The organism is Pseudoalteromonas sp. Bsw20308 (assembly GCF_000310105.2).
GTDB lineage: Bacteria > Pseudomonadota > Gammaproteobacteria > Enterobacterales > Alteromonadaceae > Pseudoalteromonas > Pseudoalteromonas fuliginea.
Window position 1 is genome coordinate 55,510 of sequence record NZ_CP013139.1, and the last position, 23,853, is coordinate 79,362.

Genomic DNA, 23,853 nt, shown 5'->3' on the forward strand with positions numbered 1-23,853 from the left:
AAAAAGGCAGTAATTAAATTACTGCCTTTTTTAATTAAAACAAGCAGTTTATAGGTTTTTCATGAGCGCAAACATTTGATTGATCATAGGTTGGGCCAGTAGTTCAACGCCTGGGCGATTAAAATAACCACGTAACCCTGTAAACTGAATCTGAAAAAAACGTGCGTACTCAATAGCTGTTAATTTATCGCTCAACTCATTTTTTGCTATTGCTTGCTCGAAAAGTACAGTGAGATAACCTTCAAACTTAGCCGCTAAATCTAAACTCAATTCATATAAACTACTGTTTTTATCGGCAAACTCATTGTTAGCTTTTACTAACATACAGATTGCACTCGGGCTACAATCTTTGTTTTTAATTACCACATTTTCTACAAATGCACGTAAGCCACCTAAGGTTGTGTCTGACGAAGATAAAAAACCGTCAATTTGGCTTTTCATTTGCACCGTATAGTCTTTTAGTGACTCACTATATAGCCCCTCTTTTGAACCAAATGCAGAATAAATACTGCCTGGGCGCATATTAACGGCTTCTTGTAAGTCTCGCGTTGAGGTTGCATGAAAGCCTTTTTCCCAAAATAATTGGCTGGCAACACGAACAACATTTTCGCGTTCAAATTTAACCTTATTAACCATTTTATTCTCAATTAATTTGAACAGTTGCTCAATTTTAACTTGAACAGTCGCTCAAAATCAAATAGTATGTGTTTCGAAGTTACATAAACCTAATTATTTTTGGAGCTAAACATGGCAGAATTTACTTTATACACGGCAGAAAATGCACCAGAAGAAGCAAAACCACTTTTAGCTGATTCAGTAGCAGCATTTGGTATGCTTCCTAACTTACATGCAGTAATGGCTGAAGCACCAACATTACTTAAAGGTTACCAAGTACTGCATGACTTGTTTCAAAAAACGTCATTTAATGCAGAAGAGCTAACAGTAGTATGGCAATCAATTAACGTAGAGCACGACTGTCATTACTGTGTTCCTGCTCACAGTGGTATTGCAGCGGCAATGAAGGTTGATCAAGGTATTGTTGACGCACTTGTTAACAAAACACCACTTGAAAACCCTAAGCTAGAAACTCTTCGTGAAACTACACTCGCAATGACACGTGAACGTGGCGTGATCAGCGATGAGCAAATCGAAAAATTCTTTGCCGCAGGTTACGCTAAGCAACAACTACTTGAAATTATTGTAGGCTTGTCTCAAAAAGTAATGAGCAACTACACTAATCACCTTGCTGATACACCAGTAGATGATGCATTTAAAAAATACGTAAAATAAATACGGTTTTATAAATGACAATAGGCAGCTTAGGCTGCCTTTTTTGTGTTTATAAATTGCGATTATTTAAACTTAACGGCTTTTGTACTGCGTGTATAAATACGTTGTTCGGGCTTTGTCCACTCACCCTTTTTTAAATAAGAGATTGATACAATGAATTTATCGTCTTTTAAATCACTTGTAGACTTAACCTTAGTCACTCCCTCTTTACTGCCTGTTACTTCTTCGTAGGCTACAAACTGAGTCGGGCTTAATACTGTTATAGTGCCTTTTGTATAAAAACTTGCTGTTGTGAAGTAATAAAATACGAGTGACTTTTTTTTGCTATCATAAAAAATCGTCGATTCGCCGCCATATTCACCCTCATTAATAGAGTGCATAGTACGAATAGCTTTACCGTTTAGCGTACGTTCCCACCTGCCGACATCCTGAACTGGCTTTGCGCCTGAGACTACCTTAAAGTCGGTTTGCCAAGTGCCTAAGTAAGGCTGAAATATTGCTAGCTCTTTATCGAGGGTTAAGTTGTTTTCGTCCGCGTAACTAAAAGTAAATGAACAGAGGAGCAACGCTAAGAATAACGCTTTAAAATGTGTCATAATTTAACTCTTATTTTTAAATTCTGTGCGTTCAGTATAGGTGATAATTAATTGATAAAAAAAGCCTTAATAACAATATCGAGTCTTTTTATTGCTTTAACTTGGCTAGCTTACATGCTTAGCTACATTGCTCTTTATATGCCAATTTATCTCAGTATTTTGAGTGTGTTAACATTTTTAATGTATGCCAGGGATAAGCGCAAAGCAATACAATCGGCACATAAAAAAGTAAACCGTACGCCTGAGCGCACGTTGCAATTACTTGCTCTGTGTGGTGGTTGGCCAGGCGCATTATTTGCACAACAATTACTACGTCATAAATCTAAAAAACGTCGTTTTATATTTGTGCTGTGGTTATGCATTGCAGTTAATTTAGGTGGGATCGTGTATTTTTGGTTGAATAGGGGGTCTTTACTCGTTTGACTAAATAGAAGGTTTGCTGAGCTAACTTAACCTGAACTTTGGTAAATAATATATTACTCAGAGTTCAGGTTACTTAACAGTATAAAAGGTTTACTGTTCAGATTGACTTGTTAGTGCTTCATCTAATCCAACAGTTAAAATAGTTTTTTTGTCAACAACGACCCATTTTCTGTAGGTTTGGTATCCAGCTCTGCTGACTTCAATATCGTATTTGCCTTCTTTTAGCTCAATGGCATCTTGATAGACCGGGTTTATGTTCATAATACGAACGCGAGCATCTGCGGGAGTCGTAATAACGGTTAATGAAATTGGTGCTACAACTTCTTCAACATCTACTTTGGCTTCGGTAACAACCTCAGTGACGACTTTATCAACTGTTGAGGTGGTTGAACAACCGCTTAGTAATAGGATGGCTGCAAGTGCGCTTAAGTTTTTCATCGATACTCCATTAAGTAATTTAAAAATGTTGAAGGTTACGAAAAATCTTGGAGGAGTGTCTTAAAAGCTCAACTCGTCGTCCTTGACTCTCGTTTAAAAAGCGGTGGATAGTCTAATATGTATCCACCATATATTCAATTATAGTTATTTTCTTATTGCTACGCTCATCATCTAAACAAACTCTGAGTTAGTAGCCTAACTATTTTATTTACAGCATACTGTCTAACGACTGCGTAATGGCCTCACTTCTTTCGACTAATTGCTCCGCAGTTCGGTACATTTTTCGCTTCATTAGAGTATTAGCCATTGTAATATATCGCTTTGACAAATCTTGTTTTAATGTCACTAGAAGAGGAAAATCAGTTGGTAGATCAGCAGACTCTAAATTAATAAGTTCTTCAAACTCTAGTAGCTGCTTGTAATCCTCAATACCTTCCAATTGTTCAGAGTAACGTTGAAATCTTGGTTGATAAAAAACAATAGCATCCGAGAGTGGGTAGGTAATTTGCTCACCTATCGCTAATTTTTTCTGATAAAAGGTCAGTGCATCAATTGCAGATTCTCTTTTGAGTAAATTTGCGAAAAGGAGTTCAGCTTTTTGATTGCTGGTAAATATCGCTTTGCCAACATTTAAGAGTGCTTTTTGCGCAATTACGTCATCTTCTTCTACTGCTTTGTCTAACGCTATTTTAAAATTATCAAAATGTAAGGAAGAGGGCTCGTACACGTAGGTATTATCAACTTCTTTTAAGTCTTGAATTAGCTGCGGGATATTATTATTGTCACTTTCGTTATAACGAGACTGTTCTAACAATAAATTAATTCTCGATGTGATATCAAAAATTATTGACTGACGCTCTCTTAGGATGCTCTCTAACTGCACTGAAAGTTTTTCTGAGTCAGGGTAGTAGTCGAGAGCTTTAGAGTAGATTGAAATTGTTTTATCAAAATCTTTAAATTTATTTGAATTACTATTATTAAAGTTATTAGCTCTTTTATCAAAACTGCCTAATATGCTCGTTTGATTTACTCTTAATAGGCCCTGCTTTAATACTTCGTACTGCGGAGGAATTTCAGCTAACTTATCTAAAATATGAGGCCCATTCCAAGACATCCAGGTTTCTACTTGTTGATTAATTGCGTTCGCATTATCAAGTTTTGCCTCTAGTTGCTTTACTTGCACAGTGTTAGCTAATTGATATTGAATAGCTACAATAACTAAAATAACGGATGCTGCGACTAAACCGATCGCTGGCTTTAAATTAGACTTAAGTTTTTTAGAAATAGGTAATAAAGAACTTTGTCGTTGTGACGTTTCTAACGATAGTGCATTATTTATACTTTGCCATAACCAAAGTGGACAATTGCTTGGACGTTTAGCAGTGGTACTCTTTGGTAGTTTATCGGCTGCAACTCGATTAAATGGATGTTTACTACTTAATAGTTCAAACGCAATACATGCGTATGAAAACACGTCATCTTTAACGGTAGCACTGGCACCATTTAGTTGTTCAGGACTTGCGTAGGTCGGTGTATAACCGCCAATATCGCCCAACTCAACATTACTTCTAACGGCATACGCATCTTCAATGTTTTTATGCTTTGCGATACCAAAGTCGAGTACTTTTAAGTCCCCATTACTGTCAAATATGATATTGGATGGTTTGAGGTCATTATGAATCACCCCTCTTGAATGCGCATATATAAGAGCATCAGCAAGCTGTTCTAAAATCACTTTCGCTTTTTTAAATGCCATGCCTGAGGGCTTGTTGCGTTTAATTATTTGTTCTAAAGTTTCTCCCTCAACAAGTTCCATTGTGACGTAATATAAATCACCATCGGAATCTGCTGAAAACACTTTAACGATGTTAGGGTGGGAGAGCTGTTGTGTTTTTGCTGTTTCGTCTTTTAGAAGAGTAATTGCTTCTTCTGAGTATGAAAACTCTTCTTGCAACACTTTTAAAGCAACAAATGCTTCAGCACGATTTACATTTTCTAAGAAGGTATCACGCGCTCTGTAAATGTAGCACATGCCGCCTTGTCCAATTAGTTCTTCAACCAGGTAGCGATCGGAAATCTTTTTCCCGATGAGGTTAATCTTATTTTTAGCAGAGGTTCTTTTTTGATTAGAATCAAGTGATGCAATTTGAGTTTTGTCACTCGGGTTGTTAATACCGCTCATTATAAATCCTTTTATTGTGTTTATTTAAATAATTACAAAGGTAAGCTTTATACTTATTATCAATTTCCCTCTGATATTGTCGTACATTTTTACAAAAAATCTCGACTATAGCAATGTTTCAATTATTGAATATTTATATCTAAATTTTGAAACAGCTAATTTATACGCTATCGGGAATATTTAACAAATGTAACTTTATAAAAATATAAAAAATAAACCCACTTTTGAGCACATACTTAAGTAAAAAAGAGAGTTTAGGGCGTCAATGAATGAGATTAAGTAATCAAGATAAATCAATTGAGGTTTTACTTTTTCATTTTATAGAGAACGGATTTTGGCCGAAATGTAAAAATATTAACGGCCACAATTGTTCAGTATATCGATTAAGTTAATATTTATTTTTACAGTATTTTATGGCTCAATAAAAGTCAGTCTATATTTATATATTAATTTCAATGTTGACAATAGTTTCTCTTCTACTTTATCCTACCGACAATAAAGATTTAAGGGACTGACTTATCAAATGGAACTGATACTAAACATAACTAGTTATCATAGACTCTCACCTGAAATTGAAGCATCTAAGACTGTAGTAGATAAACTCATCTTTGGTCGCTCTGAGGCTTGTGATTGGCATCTGCCCGATCCTGAAAAAATAATATCAAGTAAACACGGACAAATCATAAAAGAAGGTGATTCTTTTTATATTTACGATAATTCAACGAATGGCACCTTTATAAACTTTGCTGTAACCCCACTTGGTCAAGGAAATAGGCAGGTTCTTGCTGACAGTGACGTATTAACTATTGGCGACTTTCAAATTGATGTTAAGTTGGTTGATGATCGCGTTTCACCAGTGAGTAATACCGATTTTTCGGCCAGTCAAAACAGTGATAATAATTACCGTGCGGATAGTAAAGATTCATTTTCACAATCGCATCAGTTTTTAGATGAATCAATGCCTGGAGTTTCTATGGTGCAAGAGCCCTTTTTGAACTCAGGTAACCAGATCCCAGAAGATTGGGATGATTTATCACGCCTGATGAACCCAGAACACTCCGATGCATCAAAACATGACTCTGCGAATGTTCAAGAGTTAAAAACGAATTCTCCACGAGTACAATCGGAAAGTCGAAAAATAGCCCCTAAAGAACAAACTGTCGAGACTGCATCACCAAAAATAGCTGCAAAAAACAGTACTGCGTTATCTGATGCATTTTTAAAAGGTTTAAATATAAAGCCTGAAGTACAAAATTCGTTAAATACAGAAAAGCATTGGTTTGAAATGGGGCAAGGCCTTAATTTATTACTCAATGGCCTCATGGACTCTTTACGTCAAAGAGCGCATGTAAAAAGTCAATTGAGGTTAAATCATACAATGTTTCAAACTGAACAAAACAACCCTTTAAAATTTTCTGCTAATATAGATGACGTTATTCAGAATTTATTCATAAGGAATAGTGCAAGCTTCCTTTCGTCTAAGGAGTCGATAAATGAAAGCTTTATTGACTCTCGCAGGCACGAACATGCGTTATTAGCCGGTGCAGATGGTGTACTTAAAGGGATGTTAGAGCAAGTTTCTCCCCAACAGATAAGTCAGCAAGCAAATGATAATTCTAACGTATTAAAAATTATCCCTGGGCAAATTGAATCTAAATGCTGGAAGTTATATCAGAGTTTACATGATGATTTGTCACAAGACGTTAGTTCCAAAGGGGCAATGGCTATGTCAGATGATTTTTTAAAGGCATACAACGATAGACTTAAAGAAACGCTTTAGAAAGGAAATTAAACAATGTATAAAATTAAGCTCTACTTAATGAGTTTTAGTTTACTATTTTTAGTACTAGGATGTTCTACCGTTAATAAACTTGTTCCGCCTTCAACAGATCTGATTATTAATGTATCTAAGAATGTTAATCCTGATACGTCGGATAGACCTTCACCTGTAGTTATGAAAATATTTGAACTTAGTTCTCGAACTATTTTTGATACACAAGATTTTTTTAGCCTTTACGATACGCCTGAAAAATTATTAGGGCCTGATCTGTTAAAAAAAGACGAGCTTGAATTACAGCCAAATACAGTACAAAAATATAAAATGAGTCTCAATCGAAACACTCGCTATGTGGGGGTTGTGGTTGCTTATAGAAACATTGATCAGGCAAGATGGAGAGCTGTAATTGAAGTTGATCCTACCGGTTATGATGATATAAATGTCAATGTAGAAGCTATTGCTACATACATGAGAGAGAAATAAAAAAAGGATTTGTAAAATGGGTGATAACACTCGTGTTGCTTGGACTGAAGGGATGTTTTTAAGGCCGCAACACTTCCAGCAATCAGATAAACATATTGCAAATGTAATCCAACAAGTGTGCAGTGGTAACCTTGCAGATCCTTGGGGAATACTTGAGGTAGCAATTGATACTGAACTGCTAAAATCGGGTCAATTTGCGATTGAATCACTGTCGGCAATTACCCCAGATTTACTACCGATAGATATGCCTCAGTCAACTTCTTTGCCTGAGCCATTAGTGGTCGGCAAAGATATATATGACGAGATAGTTTATCTTGCAATACCGGCATTGAAAAATAGCGGCATAAACTTATCTGCCCCAGAAGAAAATATTGTAACTCGTTATAAATTGAATGATTTATCAGTGAGTGACGATTTAGTGGGGGCGCAATCTCAAGAAGTTATTCAAGTCGCTAAAATATATAGTAAGTTAGCACTTTCCTCTGATGATCACTCTGGTTATATATTGCTGCCTTTAGCAAGAATTCTAGATGTTAGTAGTGAAGGGCAAATAAAGCTAGATAATAAGTATATACCGGCATCTTTAAAAGTAGGGCAATGCAAGCCTCTTTTGGGTCTTGTTCGCGAAATTGGTTCAATGATCAAACAGCGCTCAGAAAGCATCGCCGTTAGATTGTGTCAAGGATATGCAGGAAGTACATCAGTTGCCGACTTTATTATGCTGCAAACATTAAATAAGTATGATGCAGTATTTGACAACTTATTATCAGTCAATAATATCCATCCAAATATCTTGTATATTAGGTTGATTGAGCTTGCCGGAGAGCTGTCGACGTTTAGTACTGTTAATAAACGAGTTCCTAAGCTCCCTAAATACGATCATAAAAACTTGGGTCAAGTGTTTAGCGAAGTCGTTAACTTCTTATATCAGTCGTTGAGTCATGTTATTGAGCAAACAGCAACTGAAATCAAGTTAGAACAAAGCAAATTTGGAATTTCATTTGGTGCATTAAACGATAAGTCGGTGCTAAATTCAGCTCAATTTATTCTAGCAATAAAAGCAAGTGTCCCGCATGAAGAGTTACGTAAAATACTGCCATCACAGATAAAAATAGGCAGCGTAGAAACTATACGTGATCTTGTTAATAACCAAATACCAGGAATAACAATCAGTAGTTTACCTACAGCCCCAAGACAAATCCCATATCATGCAGGTTTCCATTATTTTGAATTAAATAAGCAGGGAGAGCATTGGGATAAGTTGCGCTCTAGTGGCGGAATTGCCATTCATTTATCAGGTAGCTACCCAGAACTACAATTAAGCCTTTGGGCAATTAGAACTTAATTTTAAAGGAAGAGTTTCAATGGACGAAACCATTATCAAACCACGCCCTGGTAGATTAGGACGTGATACCTCTAGTAAAGCAAATACTGACAGTGATGCTGATAAAACGGTGATGTCTGTCGAATCGCCATCGACAAAGCTACCAAGTAGCGTCAAAGTGTCTATCTTTAAAAACCCTCTTTTAGAAGCTGCAACTGACTGTTTTTCAATAGTCATATCTATTAGTCAATCAGCCGAAATGACAAATTTAGCAGCTTTAAAACACCGTTGTGTTGAAGCCATAAAGCGGTTTGAAGTTGAAGTTCGCAACCAAAATTTATCTAAAGATATCATCAACAATGCGCGCTACTGCCTATGTGCTATTCTCGATGAATCGGTATTAAATTCAAAATGGAGCTCAATGGAGTGGGCCGATGAAAGCTTATTATCTACATTCCATAAAGAAACATTTGGTGGTGAATATTTTTATACATTACTCGATGACGCGCTGTTACAACCTGAAAAAAACAAGCAATTTTTAGAGTTACAGTATCATTGTTTAAACCTTGGTTTTAAGGGCAAATATAGATTAGATACTGTTGGTGATAATAAAGTTGAAGAATACCGTTCTCAGATGTACCACCTTTTAAATCAATTAGATGGGCCAATCAATAACAAGTTATCACCTAATTGGAAGGAGCGAGTTGCTGCAGGTGTTGAACTTAGAAATCAAGTACCGCTTTGGGTGATTTTTTCTGTTTTAGGGCTCGTGTTACTTGCCGTTTATTTATTTATCAATATGAAACTCAATGATGATGTTTTTGCTATTAATGAAAAACTTGCCGTTATTCATCCACTCGCAAATGAGCAAACTATCGATAAAAAAGACCAGCAATTATTAGTTTTAGAGCAGCTACTACAAACCGAAATACAGAGGGGCATTGTGGTTGTTAAAAAAAGTAATGATCGGATCAGAATTTCCATTAAAAGTGAAAGTTTGTTTAATCAAGGTAATTCACAGCTACTGCCTTCTTTTCAGCCTATTCTTGAAAAACTTGCACTTAGTTTAGAGGGGACAAAAGGCAGAATATTAATAACGGGTCACACAGACGATACGCCTATTAGTACCGACAGATACCCATCAAATTGGCACCTTTCTTTAGCTAGAGCAACACAAGTTGCTAATTCTATGGCTAAAAGTACTAACCTTAGTGGCCGTTTATGGCCTGAAGGTAAAGGGGCCGCAGAGCCAATCGCCAGCAATTCAGATTCAGCTTCTAGGTCATTGAACCGACGAATTGAAATCGATCTATTATTTTAATGAGGCTGATATGAGTTTCTCGCAAAAATTTAAAAAAATGACATACGCTCTTACATCTCGTACCGCGATGCTAATTATAGGTTTCCTAGCTTTATCATTATTGATTTGGTTTGGTGGTCCTTTAATTGCAGTGGCAGATCACGTCCCTTTAGCAAGTATTGCTGCAAGGTTGCTAACAATATTACTTATATTGTTGCTCTTTTCTGTGACGAAAATTTATCGTCTTGTGCAGCAAAATAAAAGAGATGAAAAAATGGCTGATGAGTTAATCGATAGCGATGACTCAGGCGGCAGTGAAGTAAACGAAGAAATCACGACTCTAAAAACAAGAATGAATGAAGCTATCGACTTGTTAAAAGATGTTAAGTTGTTCAAAGGTAAAAATATTTACCAGTTGCCGTGGTACATAATGATCGGCCCTCCTGGCGCGGGTAAAACAACCGTTATTAATAATTCAGGATTGGATTATCCATTAAAAGATAAACTGGGCGTTGATTTAGTTCATGGCATCGGTGGTACACGAAATTGTGATTGGTGGTTTACTAATAAAGCGGTATTGATCGATACCGCCGGTAGGTATACAACTCAAAATAGTCATGCAAAACATGACTCACGAGCATGGGAAGGGTTTTTAGGTCTATTGCGGAAGTATCGTCCACTTAGGCCAATTAATGGTGTGATGATCAGCATGGGTATATCTGAGTTGATGAGTCAGACTAAAACTGAGCGTAACTTGCATGCACGTGCAATAAAGCAACGGCTACAAGAGCTTCAAAATCAGCTTGGGATGACATTTCCTGTCTATGTTATTTTTTCTAAGGTTGATTTAATTGAAGGATTTAGAGAATTTTTTGGCGAATTAACGGAAGAAGAATGTGAACAAGTATGGGGAGTTACCTTTGAGCTTGATCTTGCTAAAGACACCCAGGTAGAAGCGTTTAATAAAGAATTTCATACTTTAATTTCTAAATTAACAGAAATGCTTAATCGCAGATTGATAAATGAAAGAAACGAAGCGATTAGAGCTAAAATATTCGAATTCCCTAGGCAGCTAAGAGTACTTCAAGGTGTCGCTGATGGCTTTTTAAAAGAAATATTTACACCTAATGCATATGAAGAGCTGCCCATGTTTAGGGGCGTTTACTTAACGAGCGCAACTCAAGAAGGAACGCCTTCTAGCTTTTTGAATGATGTTAACTCAGGTAAAACAGATTATATCAATCAATCAAAAAGCTTTTTTATAAAAAATGTTTTAGAAAGCGTGATTTTTCCAGAGCAAAATTTAGCAAGTACAAATAAACATCACGACAAACAAAATAAATGGCTACGCGTTGCTAGTATCTCATTAGCTGTTATTGCGCTATTTGGCTTTTCAATTTCTTGGTACTTTAGTTTTGCATGGAATAGTAATCTAATTGCAGAAACTGAAGAGGCTATTTCGACATATCAAGAGCTTGATTCAGCGTCATTTGATCGAAATAACTTAGTGGTTTTAAATGATAGGTTAAACGCGCTGAGAAATTTACCAGCAAGTGCGCCATTTTTAATGGACTCGGAAGAGTCACCATCATTTGGTTTTAATAAATTAAATGAAATTAAAGCATCTTCTGTTAATGCTTACGATCGCTCTTTGCAAACTTATTTAGAACCATTTATCAGCAATACCCTTATAAAAGAAATGGCAGCCCATCCAGAGCACCTTAGTTATTTATATGAGACTTTGAAGTGTTATTTAATGCTATTTCAACCAGAGTATTTTGAAAGTGAAGACATTACAGCATGGTTTGATGCTTACTTAGAAAGAAACCTTCCGGGTGATAAGAGTATTCAAATTAGAGATGAATTAATGGGTCATATTTCAGCTTTGTTGAACAAAGGTATTAATCAAACTGATGTTGATAACCAAGCTGTACGAACTGCACGCGCTGAATTAACTAAGTTGCCTATAGCAGAAAGAGCGTATCAACGTCTGCAAGCTGACTTTCTTAATAGTAGTATTCCGCCGTTTAGATTAACCGATATTATTAGTTTTGAAAGTGCGCAAAAATTTACGTTTCGTAATAATGGTGAGCTAACTAGAAATATCCCTGGGTTGTACACATTTAATGGATTTCACGGTATTTTTAACGTTGAAAAAAGTAAAATGTTAGGTAATTTAATGGCCAGTAGTTGGGTGTATGGTGAAGAAGCATCAGGCACTTACGATATTTCAAAAGATGAAATAGAAAAGAAATTAGAGCAGCGTTATTTTCAAGACTATATTCATTATTGGCAGTCGTTCTTAGATGACTTAAGTCTTAATCAATATAGCTCACCGGCAGAGGGCGTTAATATTACGGATGTATTAGCGGGTTCAGAAGCGCCAATTAAAAATATTATTACTGCAGTTCAAAAGAATGTTCAGCTGACAAAACTACCGGTATCGGAAAATCAAAAAGCAGCAGGTAAACTGGCTGCTAATGCTGCTGAAATTGCAATGCAAACGAAAGCAAATAGGATCAAGCGATTTTTACCTGACGAAGCGCCTAAGTTCGACATAAAGTTGCCAGGTTACCAAGTCGAAGAAGCATTTGAAGATGTGATAAACATTGATTCTCAACAGCTCGATAATATTCAGAAAAATCTGCGAGAGCTTAATATTTATTTAACCAAGCTCGATCGAGGCGATCAGCTTAAATATTCAATAAAAGATCAAATTAGTGGTAAGAGTAAACCAAGCTTTATACGTCAATTAGAGTTTCAAAGTCGAGATTTACCTTATCCATTCAATAGCTGGTTATTAGATATAAGCAGAGACACTAGTAATATCACCAAAAATAGTGCAAACAGGCACCTGAACGAAATTTGGAAAAGCAAAGTTTTAAGAGAATACAATGCTGCGATTGTGGGAAGGTACCCTTTCTCTCCACAGGCAGATAAAGAAGTAAATATGAAAGACTTTGCTCGCTTTTTTGGACCAGGTGGAACCATTGATAGCTTTTTCAATAGCTATGTTGCGCCTAGCGTTGATATAAGCTCAAGTCCATGGAAGTTTGAAAAAGACATTGGTATTAGCAGTGAAACATTAAAAATGTTTGAACATGCTTATCAAATCCAAACCGCTTTTTTTGATGGTGGAAGTAATACCCCTCGAATAGAGTTTGGTTTACGAACATTTAAACTGGATAAAACAGTGTCTAGCCTTATGATAGAAATTGATGGACAGTCAATGACTTACCGACATGGTCCATTAAAAGTAACAAATTTTATTTGGCCTGGAGCATCTGGTCAAAGTAAAACAAGAGTGGTGTTTACGCCTCCAAATGGTGGCCGCTCAATTAACACAACTTATCAGGGTGAATGGTCACTTTATAGAATGCTTGATGAGCTTAGCGAAAAAAGAAGCCAAACTCGTAACGATCTAGAGCTGCACTTTTCAATTATGGGAAATAATGCAAAAGTCGAATTGTTGCCTAAATCAATCAGACATCCATTTTGGAATACAAGCGTAGAGAAGTTTTCATGTCCGACACGATTATAAATATAGGTTATCTTGGTAAAGTGCCCTCTTTAGGCGACTTTGTTCAAGATAACGTTTCTAAGGCATTTTCTGAGCATTGGGAGCAATGGTTACAAGCAGCCATTGCTGTTAGTAAGGAGCAGCTAGGAGAAGCATGGCAGGATAATTACTTGGTAGCGCCTGTCTGGCACTTTGCCTTGAGCCCTAATATAGTTGGCGACAACGGGGTTATGGGAACCATAATACCGAGTATGGATGCGGTTGGAAGGCATTATCCTTTTACTCTATTGAGTGAGACGCAAAGTGACCCTATTGCTATATTAAACTCAGGTGTGTTTTCTTTAGAGTATGAAGATGTGGTTTTAAAAGTATTAGAGGGCTCGGTTGATCTTTTTTCGTGGAGAAAAGAGGTCACTCAAACGCTTAATATAATGACGGCTGAAAAAAAGCAGGTCAGCTATTCTCATTCACCCGATAAAAACAAAGCGGGTGAGGCGTTTGAATTTTCAGGTACTGAGCTGTCAGATAATGTTTTAGAAGATGCAATGCATGCCATATTACATAAGAAACATGGTGATTATAGCGTTTGGTGGACACATGGTTCATTTAACATCAAACCAATGGTGCTTATTACATCTGCACTACCTCCTGTAAATCAAGTTGCAGCCATGTTAGATGGTAGGTGGAAACATTGGGAATGGAATTATACGCAGGTAAAAAATAGTGATTAGTAAATTTTGTACAAGTTATGCCATTACCCACCGAGGTGTTGTTAGGCAACTAAATGAAGATGCCCATGTAGAAATTAATAGTCATAACCTGTGGGTTGTTGCTGATGGCATGGGAGGCCATGAAGCCGGTGAAGTCGCAAGCCAGTTAGTTGTTGATGTTATTAGGACAAAAGTTCAAGAGCTTGAATTAGATGTTTTAAGTATTTCTCATATTGTGGGGGCGATTGAAGAAGCAAATAGACAGCTCAGTGAATACAGTGCTTCTTATCTAGATAATAAAACGGCGGGCAGTACGGTTACTGCGTTATTTTTAAAAGATGGGAACTACCATATTTTATGGGCTGGTGATAGCAGAGCCTACTTATTACGTGATGGTGAGCTTCAGCAGATATCAAGAGATCATAGCCAAGTAAATGACTTGATTGATGAAGGGGTTATTTCTGTTGAAGAAGCGAAAAATCATCCTCTATCTAATGTAATAACACGCGCAGTTGGTGTTATGGAAAATGTAAAAGTGGATGTTATTAAAGATAAAATAAGAACCGGTGATATATTTTTACTTTGTTCTGATGGGCTAACTGGGGAATTATCTGATGACGATATATGCATGTCTTTAGAACCAAATAGTATTATTGATTCGGGTATGGCATTAATGCACTCTTCTTTAGTTCGAGGTGCAAGAGATAATGTGACATGTATTTTAATTAAATATGATGAAACAAAAGATAATCAAGATATTAATGCGATTAATAATATGGATGAGGCGACGATTCCTTTATTTACTAAATAACATATTGATTATTTTAAATAAGATTGTTTTAAATTATTTAAATGATGTTATTTGAAAGTATACTAAAAATTGATTGTTTATATATTGGCAATAATGAATTTTTAAACACAATTGTAACTAAGCTTGTATTTTAATATAAAGAATGTAATATAAAATCCGCTCCGCTTTATTGGAGTTTTATGGATAATTATTAGGACAATGGAATGTTTTTATTAGATGAATATATCTCCCCTATTTCAGACACTGAGATTGCAGGTATTGATCCCCGCTCAGATGTCTCTCCTACGTCTACATATTATGCTTTAAAAGATTTGAGAAATCAGCTCAGAGCGGCTGAAAGAAATGCATTGGTTGATGAGCAAGGTATCTCCTCTTTGTCGCGAGACTGGTTACCTCTCCTTGAGCAATGTAGCAAAGCAATAAAAACCGAAAGCAAAGATATTGAATATTTGGCATGGCTAATTGAAGCAATGTGTCGTATTTACGGCTTTAAAGGCTTGGCGTTTGGCTTTAAAGTTGCTCATAACCTAATTGAAAATCACTTTGACGATTTATACCCTACACTCGACTCAGATGATGAAATTTGGGATAAAGTATCAGCACTAGTGGGGTTAAATGGCTCTGCGGGTGAAGGTACGTTGATCATACCAATAAAGAGTATTTACTTAACTGATAGTGTAAGTATGAATTCTTATTCTTTTTGGGAATATCAACAAGGATATGATGTTTCTCGTTTGAGTGATGATAAAAGAGAGAAAAAAATTACTCAAGGTGCAGTTGACTTCGAATTAATAGAAAAAAGTGCGGCAGAAACCAGTACTGATTTTTTTGTCTCTCTAAAGTTAGATATTGAAGAAGCGATTGAGCAATTTTCCACGCTTAGTGAAGTAATGGACAGAGTGACAGGTCAACCACAGCCGACTTCTAATATAAAACAGGCACTTGAAGTGAGTTTGGCGGCACTAAAACACGTTGCTGCAGATAAGCTTGAAGCGGCAGAACAAGCGCTAGCTGAAAAGAATGCTAGTGAAAATGTTGAGCTAGAAACTGAGAACGATGCGGGAGTCGAAGGCGTAGTTGAAAAAGCGAATAGCAATGAGATTAATTCTAGAGAAAATGCAATAAGTAAACTAAAAGAAATAGCCACATTCTTTAGAAAAACAGAACCTCACTCGCCGATGTCGTACACGATAGAACAAGTAATTCGATGGAGCGAATTATCGCTACCTGAGTTATTAAATGAACTAATTACAGATAGTGATGCTAGGACTGGGTACTTTAAGTTGTCTGGCATTAAAATCAGCGAAACTGAAACATAAGTAAAAGGAGTTCTCAATGAGTATCCATGATAAATTAAAACGAGTTCGTAAGCCTAGAGTACATATCACTTATGATGTGGAAACTGAAGGCGCAGCGGTTAAAAAAGAATTACCATTTGTTGTTGGTGTGATGGGGGACTTTTCAGGAGATAATGCTGATGCCTTAAAGCCACTTAAAGACAGACGATTTATACAAATAGATCGCGACAACTTTAATGATGTTTTAAAGCGTATGAGTCCTTCTCTGAATTTATTAGTCGACAATACATTAAATGATGAAGGTTCTCAGTTTGAAGTTAAGCTTAACTTTAAATCGATTGATGACTTTGAGCCAGCAGCTGTTGTAAATCAGGTTGAACCATTACGTAAATTAATGGAAACACGTAATAAACTACGCGACCTAATGACTAAAATTGACCGCTCAGAAGAACTTGAAAATGTATTAGAAGAAGTACTCAGTAATACCGCAAGTTTAGACTCTATCGCTAAAGAGCTTAAATTAGAGGAGACTGAAAAATGAGTACAGAGCAACTAAGTACAGAATTAGAGTCAACGACTGAAGTGAGTTCATCTTTACTTGAACAAGCTATTGGTGCAACTAAGCAAACAGATGCGAGTCGCGCAGAAGAGTTACTTAAAACACTGACTGAAGAAGCCTTGAAAGGGACAGTCCAGTGGAATAAAAACATGACTGTGACGTTTAATGAAGCAATTCAATTAATCGATCAAAAAATATCAAAGCAGCTAAGTGTTGTTATGCACAGTGATGAATTTCAAAAGCTTGAAGGTTCATGGCGTGGATTACATCACCTAGTGATGAACTCAGAAACAAGTGGCACACTTAAAATCCGTGTTTTAAATATGAAGAAAAAAGAACTTCATAAAGATTTAAGTAAAGCGGTTGAATTTGATCAAAGCCAGACGTTTAAGAAAATATACGAAGCTGAATTTGGCACACCAGGTGGTGAACCTTACGGCACAATCGTTGGCGATTTCGAATTTACTAATCATCCTGAAGATGTTGAAGCACTTAGTTTAATGTCTAATGTTGCAGCTGCAGGCTTCTGTCCATTTATTGCGGCATCGTCGCCATCATTATTTGGTTTCGATAACTGGGAAGAATTGACAAAACCTCGCGATTTAGAAAAAGTCTTTGAATCATTAGAGTATACAAAATGGCGCTCATTTAGAGACAGTGACGATTCACGTTTTGTATCTTTAACAATGCCTCGTTTCTTATCTCGCCTGCCGTACGGTGCTGCTTCGAAGCCAGTGGAAGAGTTTAACTACGAAGAGTTTGAAGTTGAGCCTAAAGATGGTCGTTCGGTCAGTACTGAAAATAAAGACTATTGCTGGAGCAACGCAGCGTACGCTATGGCAACAAATATGACAAAAGCTTTTGCTCAATACGGCTTTTGTACTGCTATTCGTGGTGCTGAAGGTGGCGGTAAAGTAGAAGGCCTACCAACACATATTTTCACTAGTGATGACGGCGACCCGGATCTAAAATGTCCGACTGAAATTGGTATAACAGATCGTCGCGAAGCAGAGCTAAGCAAATTAGGATTTTTACCACTTTGTCATTATAAAAATACTGATTATGCTGTGTTTTTTGGTGGTCAAAGTTGTCAAAAACCACAAATTTACTCTACACCAGATGCGACTGCTAATGCTGCAATTTCAGCTCGATTACCATACTTAATGGCGACGTCTCGTTTTGCGCATTACTTAAAAGTGATGGCTCGTGACAAAATTGGTAGCTTTATGGAAGCAGAAGACGTTGAATCTTGGTTAAATCGTTGGATACTATCTTACGTTAATGCGACAGAGGGCGGTGGTCAAGATATTAGAGCACGTTACCCTTTAGCTGATGCAAAAGTATCGGTTAAAGAAATTCCAGGTCAACCTGGTGCTTACAATGCTGTTGCCTGGTTAAAACCTTGGTTACAAATGGAAGAGCTTACTTCTTCTTTACGCCTTGTAGCTAAAATTCCTGAGATTGGTTAACTAACCTCTCTCTAGCGTTAAGGATAATGCATTAGAATGAATCACGAAGAGTTTTCATTTATAAATCAAGACTTCACTTTTCAACAAAAGTCGCAGTCTCGAATAAGTGATAATGAAGCTTTGCTTGATAGGTTTTTAAACGAAAAAAACCTAGATAAAGCATTATTATTATGGCTTGAAGGCTCTTCTGATTCACCTATTTCATGGAATAAGGAGTCTTTAGGTCCCTATCTACAACGTATTATAGTTGAGCTTGATCAGCTGATATCTAAACAACTAAATATAATTATTCACGACAAACGGTTTCAAAAATTAGAAGCTAGCTGGCGTAATATGTGGTGGCTTTTATTGCAGAGCGAGCAATACGATAAAGAAAATAAAGTAAAAGTAAAAGTATTAAACTGTAATTGGATGACCTTATCTAAGGATGTAAATAAAGCAATTGATTTTGATCAAAGCATGTTTTTCCAATTATTATATCAAAGCGAGTTTGATAGTGCCGGGGGAGAACCTTTTGGGGTTGTTATTGGCGATTACGAAATAACAAATACCTTTTCTGAAGGAACGACTTACAACGATATTGATACAATAAAAGAGATATCAAGAACGGCGGCTGCCGCTTTTTCTCCTTTCATCTGTTCCGCTTCACCCAATTTATTTGGCGCTGATAGTTTTTCTGACTTAGGTTATTACTCCGATCTTTTTAATCATTTTGAACAGCCTGAATATGCAAAGTGGCAGAGCTTTAGAAAGATGGAAGAGTCGCGATTTATCGGCTTTACATTACCGCATGTCCTCGTTAGGCCACCTTATAGTAATGACGGCAAACGCCATCAAGATTTTTATTTTAAAGAGCAAATTGTTGACCCTGAAACAGATATGCTTTGGGGAAATGCTTCTTTCCAGTTCGTATCAACAATAATAAGAGCTTACTGTGAGAGTGGCTGGTTTGGTCATATTCGTGGCATTGAACCAGGGAAAGTTTCAAAAGGGTTAGTGACAGGGCTAGCACGAGACAATTTTGCTAATGATACATATCAAAAAGAGGCTAAACCGCCTTTGAATTTATTGGTAACAAGTAAGTTTGAGAAACAGTTTTCTGAGCTTGGTTTTATTCCTGCTTCATCGGTTACAAATACAGAACACATTGTTTTTTATAGTAATGCGTCTGTTCAAAAAGCAAAAAATTATGACTCAAGTGCTGCAAATATAAATGCGCGTTTATCTTCAATGCTGCAGTATATATTGTGTGTTTCTCGTTTTGCGCACTATTTAAAATTATTAGCACGTGATCGCGTAGGCTCATACAGTACTGCGCAAGCATGTGAAAGAGATTTACAGGCTTGGGTAAATAACTATACCACAGCATCAGATTCAGCTTCTGAGCAAATCAGAAGCAAATACCCATTAAGTAATGCAAAGATAAAAGTTAGTGAAAATAAGGCTAATCCAGGGCATTACTTTTCTGTTTTGCAGTTACAACCACACTTTCAATTAGATCAAATGGTTTCTAGCATTAAATTAATAACTGAGCTTAGTCCTCACCATAAAATAAAGGAATAGTAATGAAAAAAATACATAGCTTAATTCGTGAGGGGAAACTCACTGATGCATTGTCATGCTGCGCAACAGAATTGCAAGATGAACCTTTAAACTTTGATATTAGAAGTATTTACGCAGAGCTACTTTGTATTAATGGTGAACTTGAAAAAGCAGATAAACAATTAGATTTTATGGTTCAAAAGAACCCAGAATTTGCCGTTGGTGCGGTCAACCTTCGTCACTTAATTCGTGCGCAGCAGTCGAGAGTTGATTTTTATCAAGGCAATGGAATTCCTAAACTGTTTCATGATGCAGATGAACTCGACACTTTATTTTTAAAAATGCATGTTGCTTTACTTGAAAATGAAGTTAATGAAGCCGCTGAGTTAGCCCTAAAAATGGAAGCGCTTAGAGCTACAATATCACAAGATGATTCAACTGGAATTCGAGATCTTGATGATACCTTGGGCCCATATTTAGAAGTGTTAGGTACAAATGGCGAGTTTTATTTAGCCAATTTTAATGAAATAGAAACATTAAGAGTACAGCCTAATGAATCATTACTTGAAAGTATTTGGTTACGAGTGGAAATAACAATTAAAGATGGCCCATCAGGTACAGCTCATTTACCGCTTGTTTATGCAAATTCAAACAGCGACATTGAAAAGTTAGGGCAAGTGTCTGATTGGGAAGAACTTAAAGACGAGTTTATTATCGGTAAAGGAATGAAAATGCTATTTGTTAATGACGAGGCAATCACTATTCCTAACTTAAAAATAAACGCACTCGAAACAGCCTAATTTATATTTGAATAATCATGATTGAACATAAGCAACAGCTTCAAGCATCAATTATCGATAAACTTATCGATGATGAGCCCGACTTTCAAGATGCACCTTCTCGCACCGAAGGGATAACGATTAGTGAACTCAGAAAAAATGTGCGAAGAGACATAGAAGCGTTGCTTAATGCGCGAATTCAATGGCATACATGGCCATCACAATATGATGAATTAACAACATCTTGCTTATCATATGGGCTTCCTGACTTTTCGAGTATGTCAGTAAGCTCTCATGAAGGACGAACATTATTGTGTGAGACGGTCAGAGATACGATTTTAAAATTTGAACCACGATTTCTTGAGGTTGAGGTGTTTACTGATGAAGAAGTGCCAATTAATAGAGTACTTAATTTGCGAATAAATGCGCTTTTGTATGCTGATCCCGAGCCTGAATTCATCAGTTTTGATTCGGAAGTTGAGCCAGTTAACTTAGGCATGAAAATTATTGAGGCATCTTTATGAACGATGAATTATTAAAGTATTATAATCGTGAATTAGCATTTGTGCGTCATTTAGGTAAAGACTTTGCTGATAAATATCCTAAAGTTGCGGGGCGATTAAAGCTTAGTGAAGATCATATTGAAGACCCTCATGTATCGAGACTAATAGAATCCTTTGCTTTTTTAACCGCCAATATTAGACAAAAGTTAGACGATAGTTTCCCTGAACTAACGGATGCCTTACTGGGTCAGATGCTGCCAGACTATCAAGCACCAATACCATCAATGTCGATAGTTAAGTTAGAAGCCGAAAACCTATCTACCACGGGTATTGTGATACCTAGAGCGAGTGAAGTAGAAACAAATGTTGAATCTATGAAGCAATGTAAGTTTCAAACCTGTTATGAAACTTACTTGTGGCCTGTAGAAATAACAAGCGCTCAGTTTGACAACAGCCCATTTGTTGCGCCTAAACCGAGGTGGCATGAAAAAGCAAAATCAATATTTAAACTTGAGTTAACTGGTGAATACAAAGGTGTGTCGCTGGCAGAAACAGGACTTGAGAAACTACGTATATTCATCAATGGTCAATGGCACCATACGTTAAAAGTGTATGAATTACTTTTTAAGCATTGTATTGGAGTTGCGATTGATAATGGCGAAGAAGGGATTAAGTACGTATCAAAAGATCAACTTAAAGCTGTTGGTTTCGACGCAAACGAAGCCGTTGTTCCTTATTCACAGCGCTCTTCTTCCGGTTATCGTTTATTAGTTGAAAATTTTACTTTCCCAGAGAAGTTTAGATTTTTTGAGTTACAAGGAATTAAGTCGTCACTGCCTAAAAAGTCTAATCAATGTACTTTGTATTTTTACTTAGATACAGAATCAGCTGAGCTTGAAAAACAAGTTGATAAAAATATGTTTTTACTTGGTTGTACGCCAATTATTAATCTATTTGAGCAAGAGCTAGAGCCAATACGTCCAGAAATAAGTGAATACGAGTATAAATTAACACCCCGCTATATGGACTCAGAAATATCTGAGGTGATTGGCCTTTGTGAAGTAATTGCTTTTGATCATAAAGGGAATAAGCAGGTTGTATCCCCTTTTTACGGACAAACGCACCCTAAATACCATGGGCATGATGACTTGTTCTGGCACATACGAAGAGAAACTGCATCTTGGGCCGGTGGTTATGTTGAATCAGGAACTGAAACATTTTTATCACTTGTAGATGCGACGTTTGAAAACAGTGCAATGGAATACGGTGAGGGAAATACTGTATTAACTGTTCGTGCAAATTGCAGTAACCGAAATTTACCTGCGAGTATGCCTTTTGGCGATGATGAGCTTGGGCTACTTATGCCTGAACGTGGCGATGTAATAAAAAAAATCCGCTGTTTAATTCCTTTTACGCATGCAGTTAGGCCAATTTTAGCTGACGCAACCAGGTGGCAATTAGTTAATCATTTAACACTGGATGCTTTTAGTGGTGATGATGCATGTGTCAAATTAAAAGAAGTCCTTCGTCTTTATGATTTTAGAGCTTCACCGCAGACAAAAGGCATGATTGACAATATCTACAGAGTGTTAGTTACCTCTTCAACTGCACGAGTAGTACAAAGTGGTAGGGTGAGTTTTGCAACGGGTAGTGATATTGAAATTACCTTTGCTAATGATGACTTTTCTGGCAGCGGCATGTTTTTCTTTGCCTCTATTTTAGACCATTTTTTTGCACAATTTGCTGCAATTAACAGCTTTACGCGTGTTAACCTCAGACTAAAAGAGCAAGAACAAATATATTATCAGTGGCCAGCTAGAGTGGGTGATAGTCCTCTTTTATGATTAAGCATATTATTTCTCAAGCATCGCAAATAGACTTTTATAAGGCCGTTTTCATAATAGAAAACCAGCTTAAAAAGGATGGCTTAGAGCACCGTCACGTAGGCTACGATAGTAACCCAAAGCACGAGCTTATTAAATTTACGGCAACTCAAAAGTTTGGTTACCCAGGTAACGCGATTACAAAATTAGAGGAAACAAGTTTTGAAGATGGCCTCCATAAAGTAAATATGCAGGTGTCTTTTATGGGCTTAACAGGTTGCTCAGGTGCGCTACCACAATTTTACAGTGAATTGGTTATGCAACGCCTGAGATATAAAGACACCACTATGCGTGACTTTTACGACATGTTTAATCATCGCCTAATTTCTTTGTATTACAGAGCTTGGAAAAAATATAAACCATCACTGAATCATATAAATAAAGATAAGAATAAAGACCCATACACACAAATTTTAGGTTTGTTAAGTGGAGGTTACAACGAACATCAACTTCATTTTTCTGGTTTATATAGCCGAAAGATAAGAAATGCATCGGATCTAAAAAGCATTCTTACTTCTTATTTAGGGTGTGATGTTGCGATTAAACAAATGATTGGCCAGTGGCATGATCTTAAGCCTCAAGAACAAACACGCCTAGCTAGTCAGGCACTCTTTGAAGGGCAACATGCACGCTTAGGTGTTGACACTGTGATTGGTAAGCAAATATGGGATGTTTCATCAAGCATTGAAATTCATATTTCTTCAGATGACCCCTCGAAAGCTAAATCGTTATTACCTAAAGGGTCTTTGTTTGAGCTTAGCAATAAAATTATAAAAGATTATGTCGGAAATTCAGTTCAATTTCGGTTAATTATTGAATCTGATTTTCATGAGTTAGATGCGGTATCGCTTTCTAAAAATAATTGTCAACTAGGCGCTAATAGTTTTTTAGGCGCCGGTAAAAACACATTTAAAAATAAACCTACTAAGTTATCGTTTAAAGGATAATTAAAATTAAAAGGAATAG

The 23,853-nt window shown here is 36.7% G+C and carries 21 protein-coding genes; 17 read left to right on the plus strand and 4 right to left on the minus strand.

Annotation, left to right across the window (positions count from 1 at the left end):
• Positions 1–48 precede the first annotated feature (48 nt).
• Positions 49–636, minus strand: coding sequence for a TetR/AcrR family transcriptional regulator (locus tag D172_RS17505; RefSeq protein WP_007377108.1), 588 nt, complete (start codon positions 634–636; stop codon positions 49–51).
• 111 nt (positions 637–747) lie between these two features.
• Between D172_RS17505 and D172_RS17510 the strand changes: the two genes are divergently transcribed.
• Entirely contained in the window at positions 748–1,290 is a 543-nt protein-coding gene (locus tag D172_RS17510) for a carboxymuconolactone decarboxylase family protein (RefSeq protein WP_007377107.1), read from the plus strand.
• A gap of 62 nt (positions 1,291–1,352) precedes the next feature.
• Here the strand turns inward: D172_RS17510 and D172_RS17515 are convergent, their stop codons facing one another.
• Complete coding sequence (locus tag D172_RS17515; protein ID WP_007377106.1) at positions 1,353–1,886, minus strand: hypothetical protein; 534 nt, start codon at positions 1,884–1,886, stop codon at positions 1,353–1,355.
• 51 nt (positions 1,887–1,937) lie between these two features.
• On the opposite strand from D172_RS17515, the gene D172_RS17520 reads away from it, so the two are divergent.
• Positions 1,938–2,309 (plus strand): DUF1294 domain-containing protein, encoded by a 372-nt coding sequence (locus D172_RS17520; protein WP_007377105.1) that lies wholly within the window; start codon positions 1,938–1,940, stop codon positions 2,307–2,309.
• A 90-nt stretch (positions 2,310–2,399) separates the two neighbouring features.
• On the opposite strand, the gene D172_RS17525 is transcribed toward D172_RS17520, so the two are convergent.
• Both D172_RS17525 and D172_RS17530 read right to left on the minus strand, forming a co-directional pair.
• Complete coding sequence (locus D172_RS17525; protein WP_007377104.1) at positions 2,400–2,747, minus strand: hypothetical protein; 348 nt, start codon at positions 2,745–2,747, stop codon at positions 2,400–2,402.
• A gap of 208 nt (positions 2,748–2,955) precedes the next feature.
• On the minus strand, positions 2,956–4,929 hold the full coding sequence (locus D172_RS17530; RefSeq protein ID WP_007377103.1) for a serine/threonine-protein kinase: 1,974 nt from the start codon (positions 4,927–4,929) through the stop codon (positions 2,956–2,958).
• Positions 4,930–5,452: 523 nt separating this feature from the next.
• Here D172_RS17530 and tagH point away from each other — a divergent pair.
• The 15 genes from tagH to tssG all read left to right on the plus strand — a co-directional run bounded on the left by tagH (position 5,453) and on the right by tssG (position 23,834).
• The gene (tagH, locus tag D172_RS17535; RefSeq protein WP_007377102.1) at positions 5,453–6,709 is read left to right on the plus strand and encodes a type VI secretion system-associated FHA domain protein TagH; all 1,257 of its coding nucleotides are present in this window, start codon (positions 5,453–5,455) and stop codon (positions 6,707–6,709) included.
• A gap of 15 nt (positions 6,710–6,724) precedes the next feature.
• Positions 6,725–7,189: a type VI secretion system lipoprotein TssJ gene (gene tssJ, locus D172_RS17540; RefSeq protein WP_007377101.1), complete on the plus strand. Its 465-nt coding sequence runs from the start codon at positions 6,725–6,727 to the stop codon at positions 7,187–7,189.
• A gap of 16 nt (positions 7,190–7,205) precedes the next feature.
• Positions 7,206–8,534 carry a type VI secretion system baseplate subunit TssK gene (tssK, locus tag D172_RS17545; RefSeq protein WP_007377100.1) on the plus strand — a complete coding sequence of 443 codons (1,329 nt, stop codon included), beginning with the start codon at positions 7,206–7,208 and terminating at the stop codon, positions 8,532–8,534.
• 19 nt (positions 8,535–8,553) lie between these two features.
• Entirely contained in the window at positions 8,554–9,834 is a 1,281-nt protein-coding gene (gene tssL, locus D172_RS17550; RefSeq protein ID WP_007377099.1) for a type VI secretion system protein TssL, long form, read from the plus strand.
• A gap of 10 nt (positions 9,835–9,844) precedes the next feature.
• Positions 9,845–13,354 (plus strand): type VI secretion system membrane subunit TssM, encoded by a 3,510-nt coding sequence (gene tssM / locus D172_RS17555; protein WP_007377098.1) that lies wholly within the window; start codon positions 9,845–9,847, stop codon positions 13,352–13,354.
• A complete protein-coding gene (gene tagF, locus D172_RS17560; RefSeq protein ID WP_007377097.1) occupies positions 13,336–14,064 on the plus strand; it encodes a type VI secretion system-associated protein TagF in 729 nt (242 codons plus the stop codon). Before tssM ends, tagF begins: the two co-directional genes overlap by 19 nt.
• The gene (locus D172_RS17565; protein WP_007377096.1) at positions 14,057–14,854 is read left to right on the plus strand and encodes a PP2C family protein-serine/threonine phosphatase; all 798 of its coding nucleotides are present in this window, start codon (positions 14,057–14,059) and stop codon (positions 14,852–14,854) included. The genes tagF and D172_RS17565 overlap by 8 nt, the downstream gene beginning before the upstream one ends.
• Positions 14,855–15,057: 203 nt before the next feature.
• Complete coding sequence (gene tssA / locus D172_RS17570; protein WP_007377095.1) at positions 15,058–16,173, plus strand: type VI secretion system protein TssA; 1,116 nt, start codon at positions 15,058–15,060, stop codon at positions 16,171–16,173.
• Positions 16,174–16,189: 16 nt separating this feature from the next.
• A complete protein-coding gene (gene tssB / locus D172_RS17575; protein WP_007377094.1) occupies positions 16,190–16,693 on the plus strand; it encodes a type VI secretion system contractile sheath small subunit in 504 nt (167 codons plus the stop codon).
• The gene (tssC, locus tag D172_RS17580; RefSeq protein WP_007377093.1) at positions 16,690–18,180 is read left to right on the plus strand and encodes a type VI secretion system contractile sheath large subunit; all 1,491 of its coding nucleotides are present in this window, start codon (positions 16,690–16,692) and stop codon (positions 18,178–18,180) included. The genes tssB and tssC (D172_RS17580) overlap by 4 nt, the downstream gene beginning before the upstream one ends.
• A 36-nt stretch (positions 18,181–18,216) precedes the next feature.
• Complete coding sequence (tssC, locus tag D172_RS17585; protein WP_007377092.1) at positions 18,217–19,743, plus strand: type VI secretion system contractile sheath large subunit; 1,527 nt, start codon at positions 18,217–18,219, stop codon at positions 19,741–19,743.
• Positions 19,744–19,745: 2 nt separating this feature from the next.
• Positions 19,746–20,522, plus strand: a complete 777-nt coding sequence (locus tag D172_RS17590) for a type VI secretion system accessory protein TagJ (protein ID WP_007377091.1) — start codon at positions 19,746–19,748, stop codon at positions 20,520–20,522.
• A gap of 17 nt (positions 20,523–20,539) precedes the next feature.
• Entirely contained in the window at positions 20,540–21,025 is a 486-nt protein-coding gene (gene tssE / locus D172_RS17595; RefSeq protein ID WP_007377090.1) for a type VI secretion system baseplate subunit TssE, read from the plus strand.
• Positions 21,022–22,848 carry a type VI secretion system baseplate subunit TssF gene (gene tssF / locus D172_RS17600; protein ID WP_007377089.1) on the plus strand — a complete coding sequence of 609 codons (1,827 nt, stop codon included), beginning with the start codon at positions 21,022–21,024 and terminating at the stop codon, positions 22,846–22,848. The genes tssE and tssF overlap by 4 nt, the downstream gene beginning before the upstream one ends.
• Positions 22,845–23,834: a type VI secretion system baseplate subunit TssG gene (gene tssG, locus D172_RS17605; protein WP_007377088.1), complete on the plus strand. Its 990-nt coding sequence runs from the start codon at positions 22,845–22,847 to the stop codon at positions 23,832–23,834. The genes tssF and tssG overlap by 4 nt, the downstream gene beginning before the upstream one ends.
• Positions 23,835–23,853 lie beyond the last annotated feature (19 nt).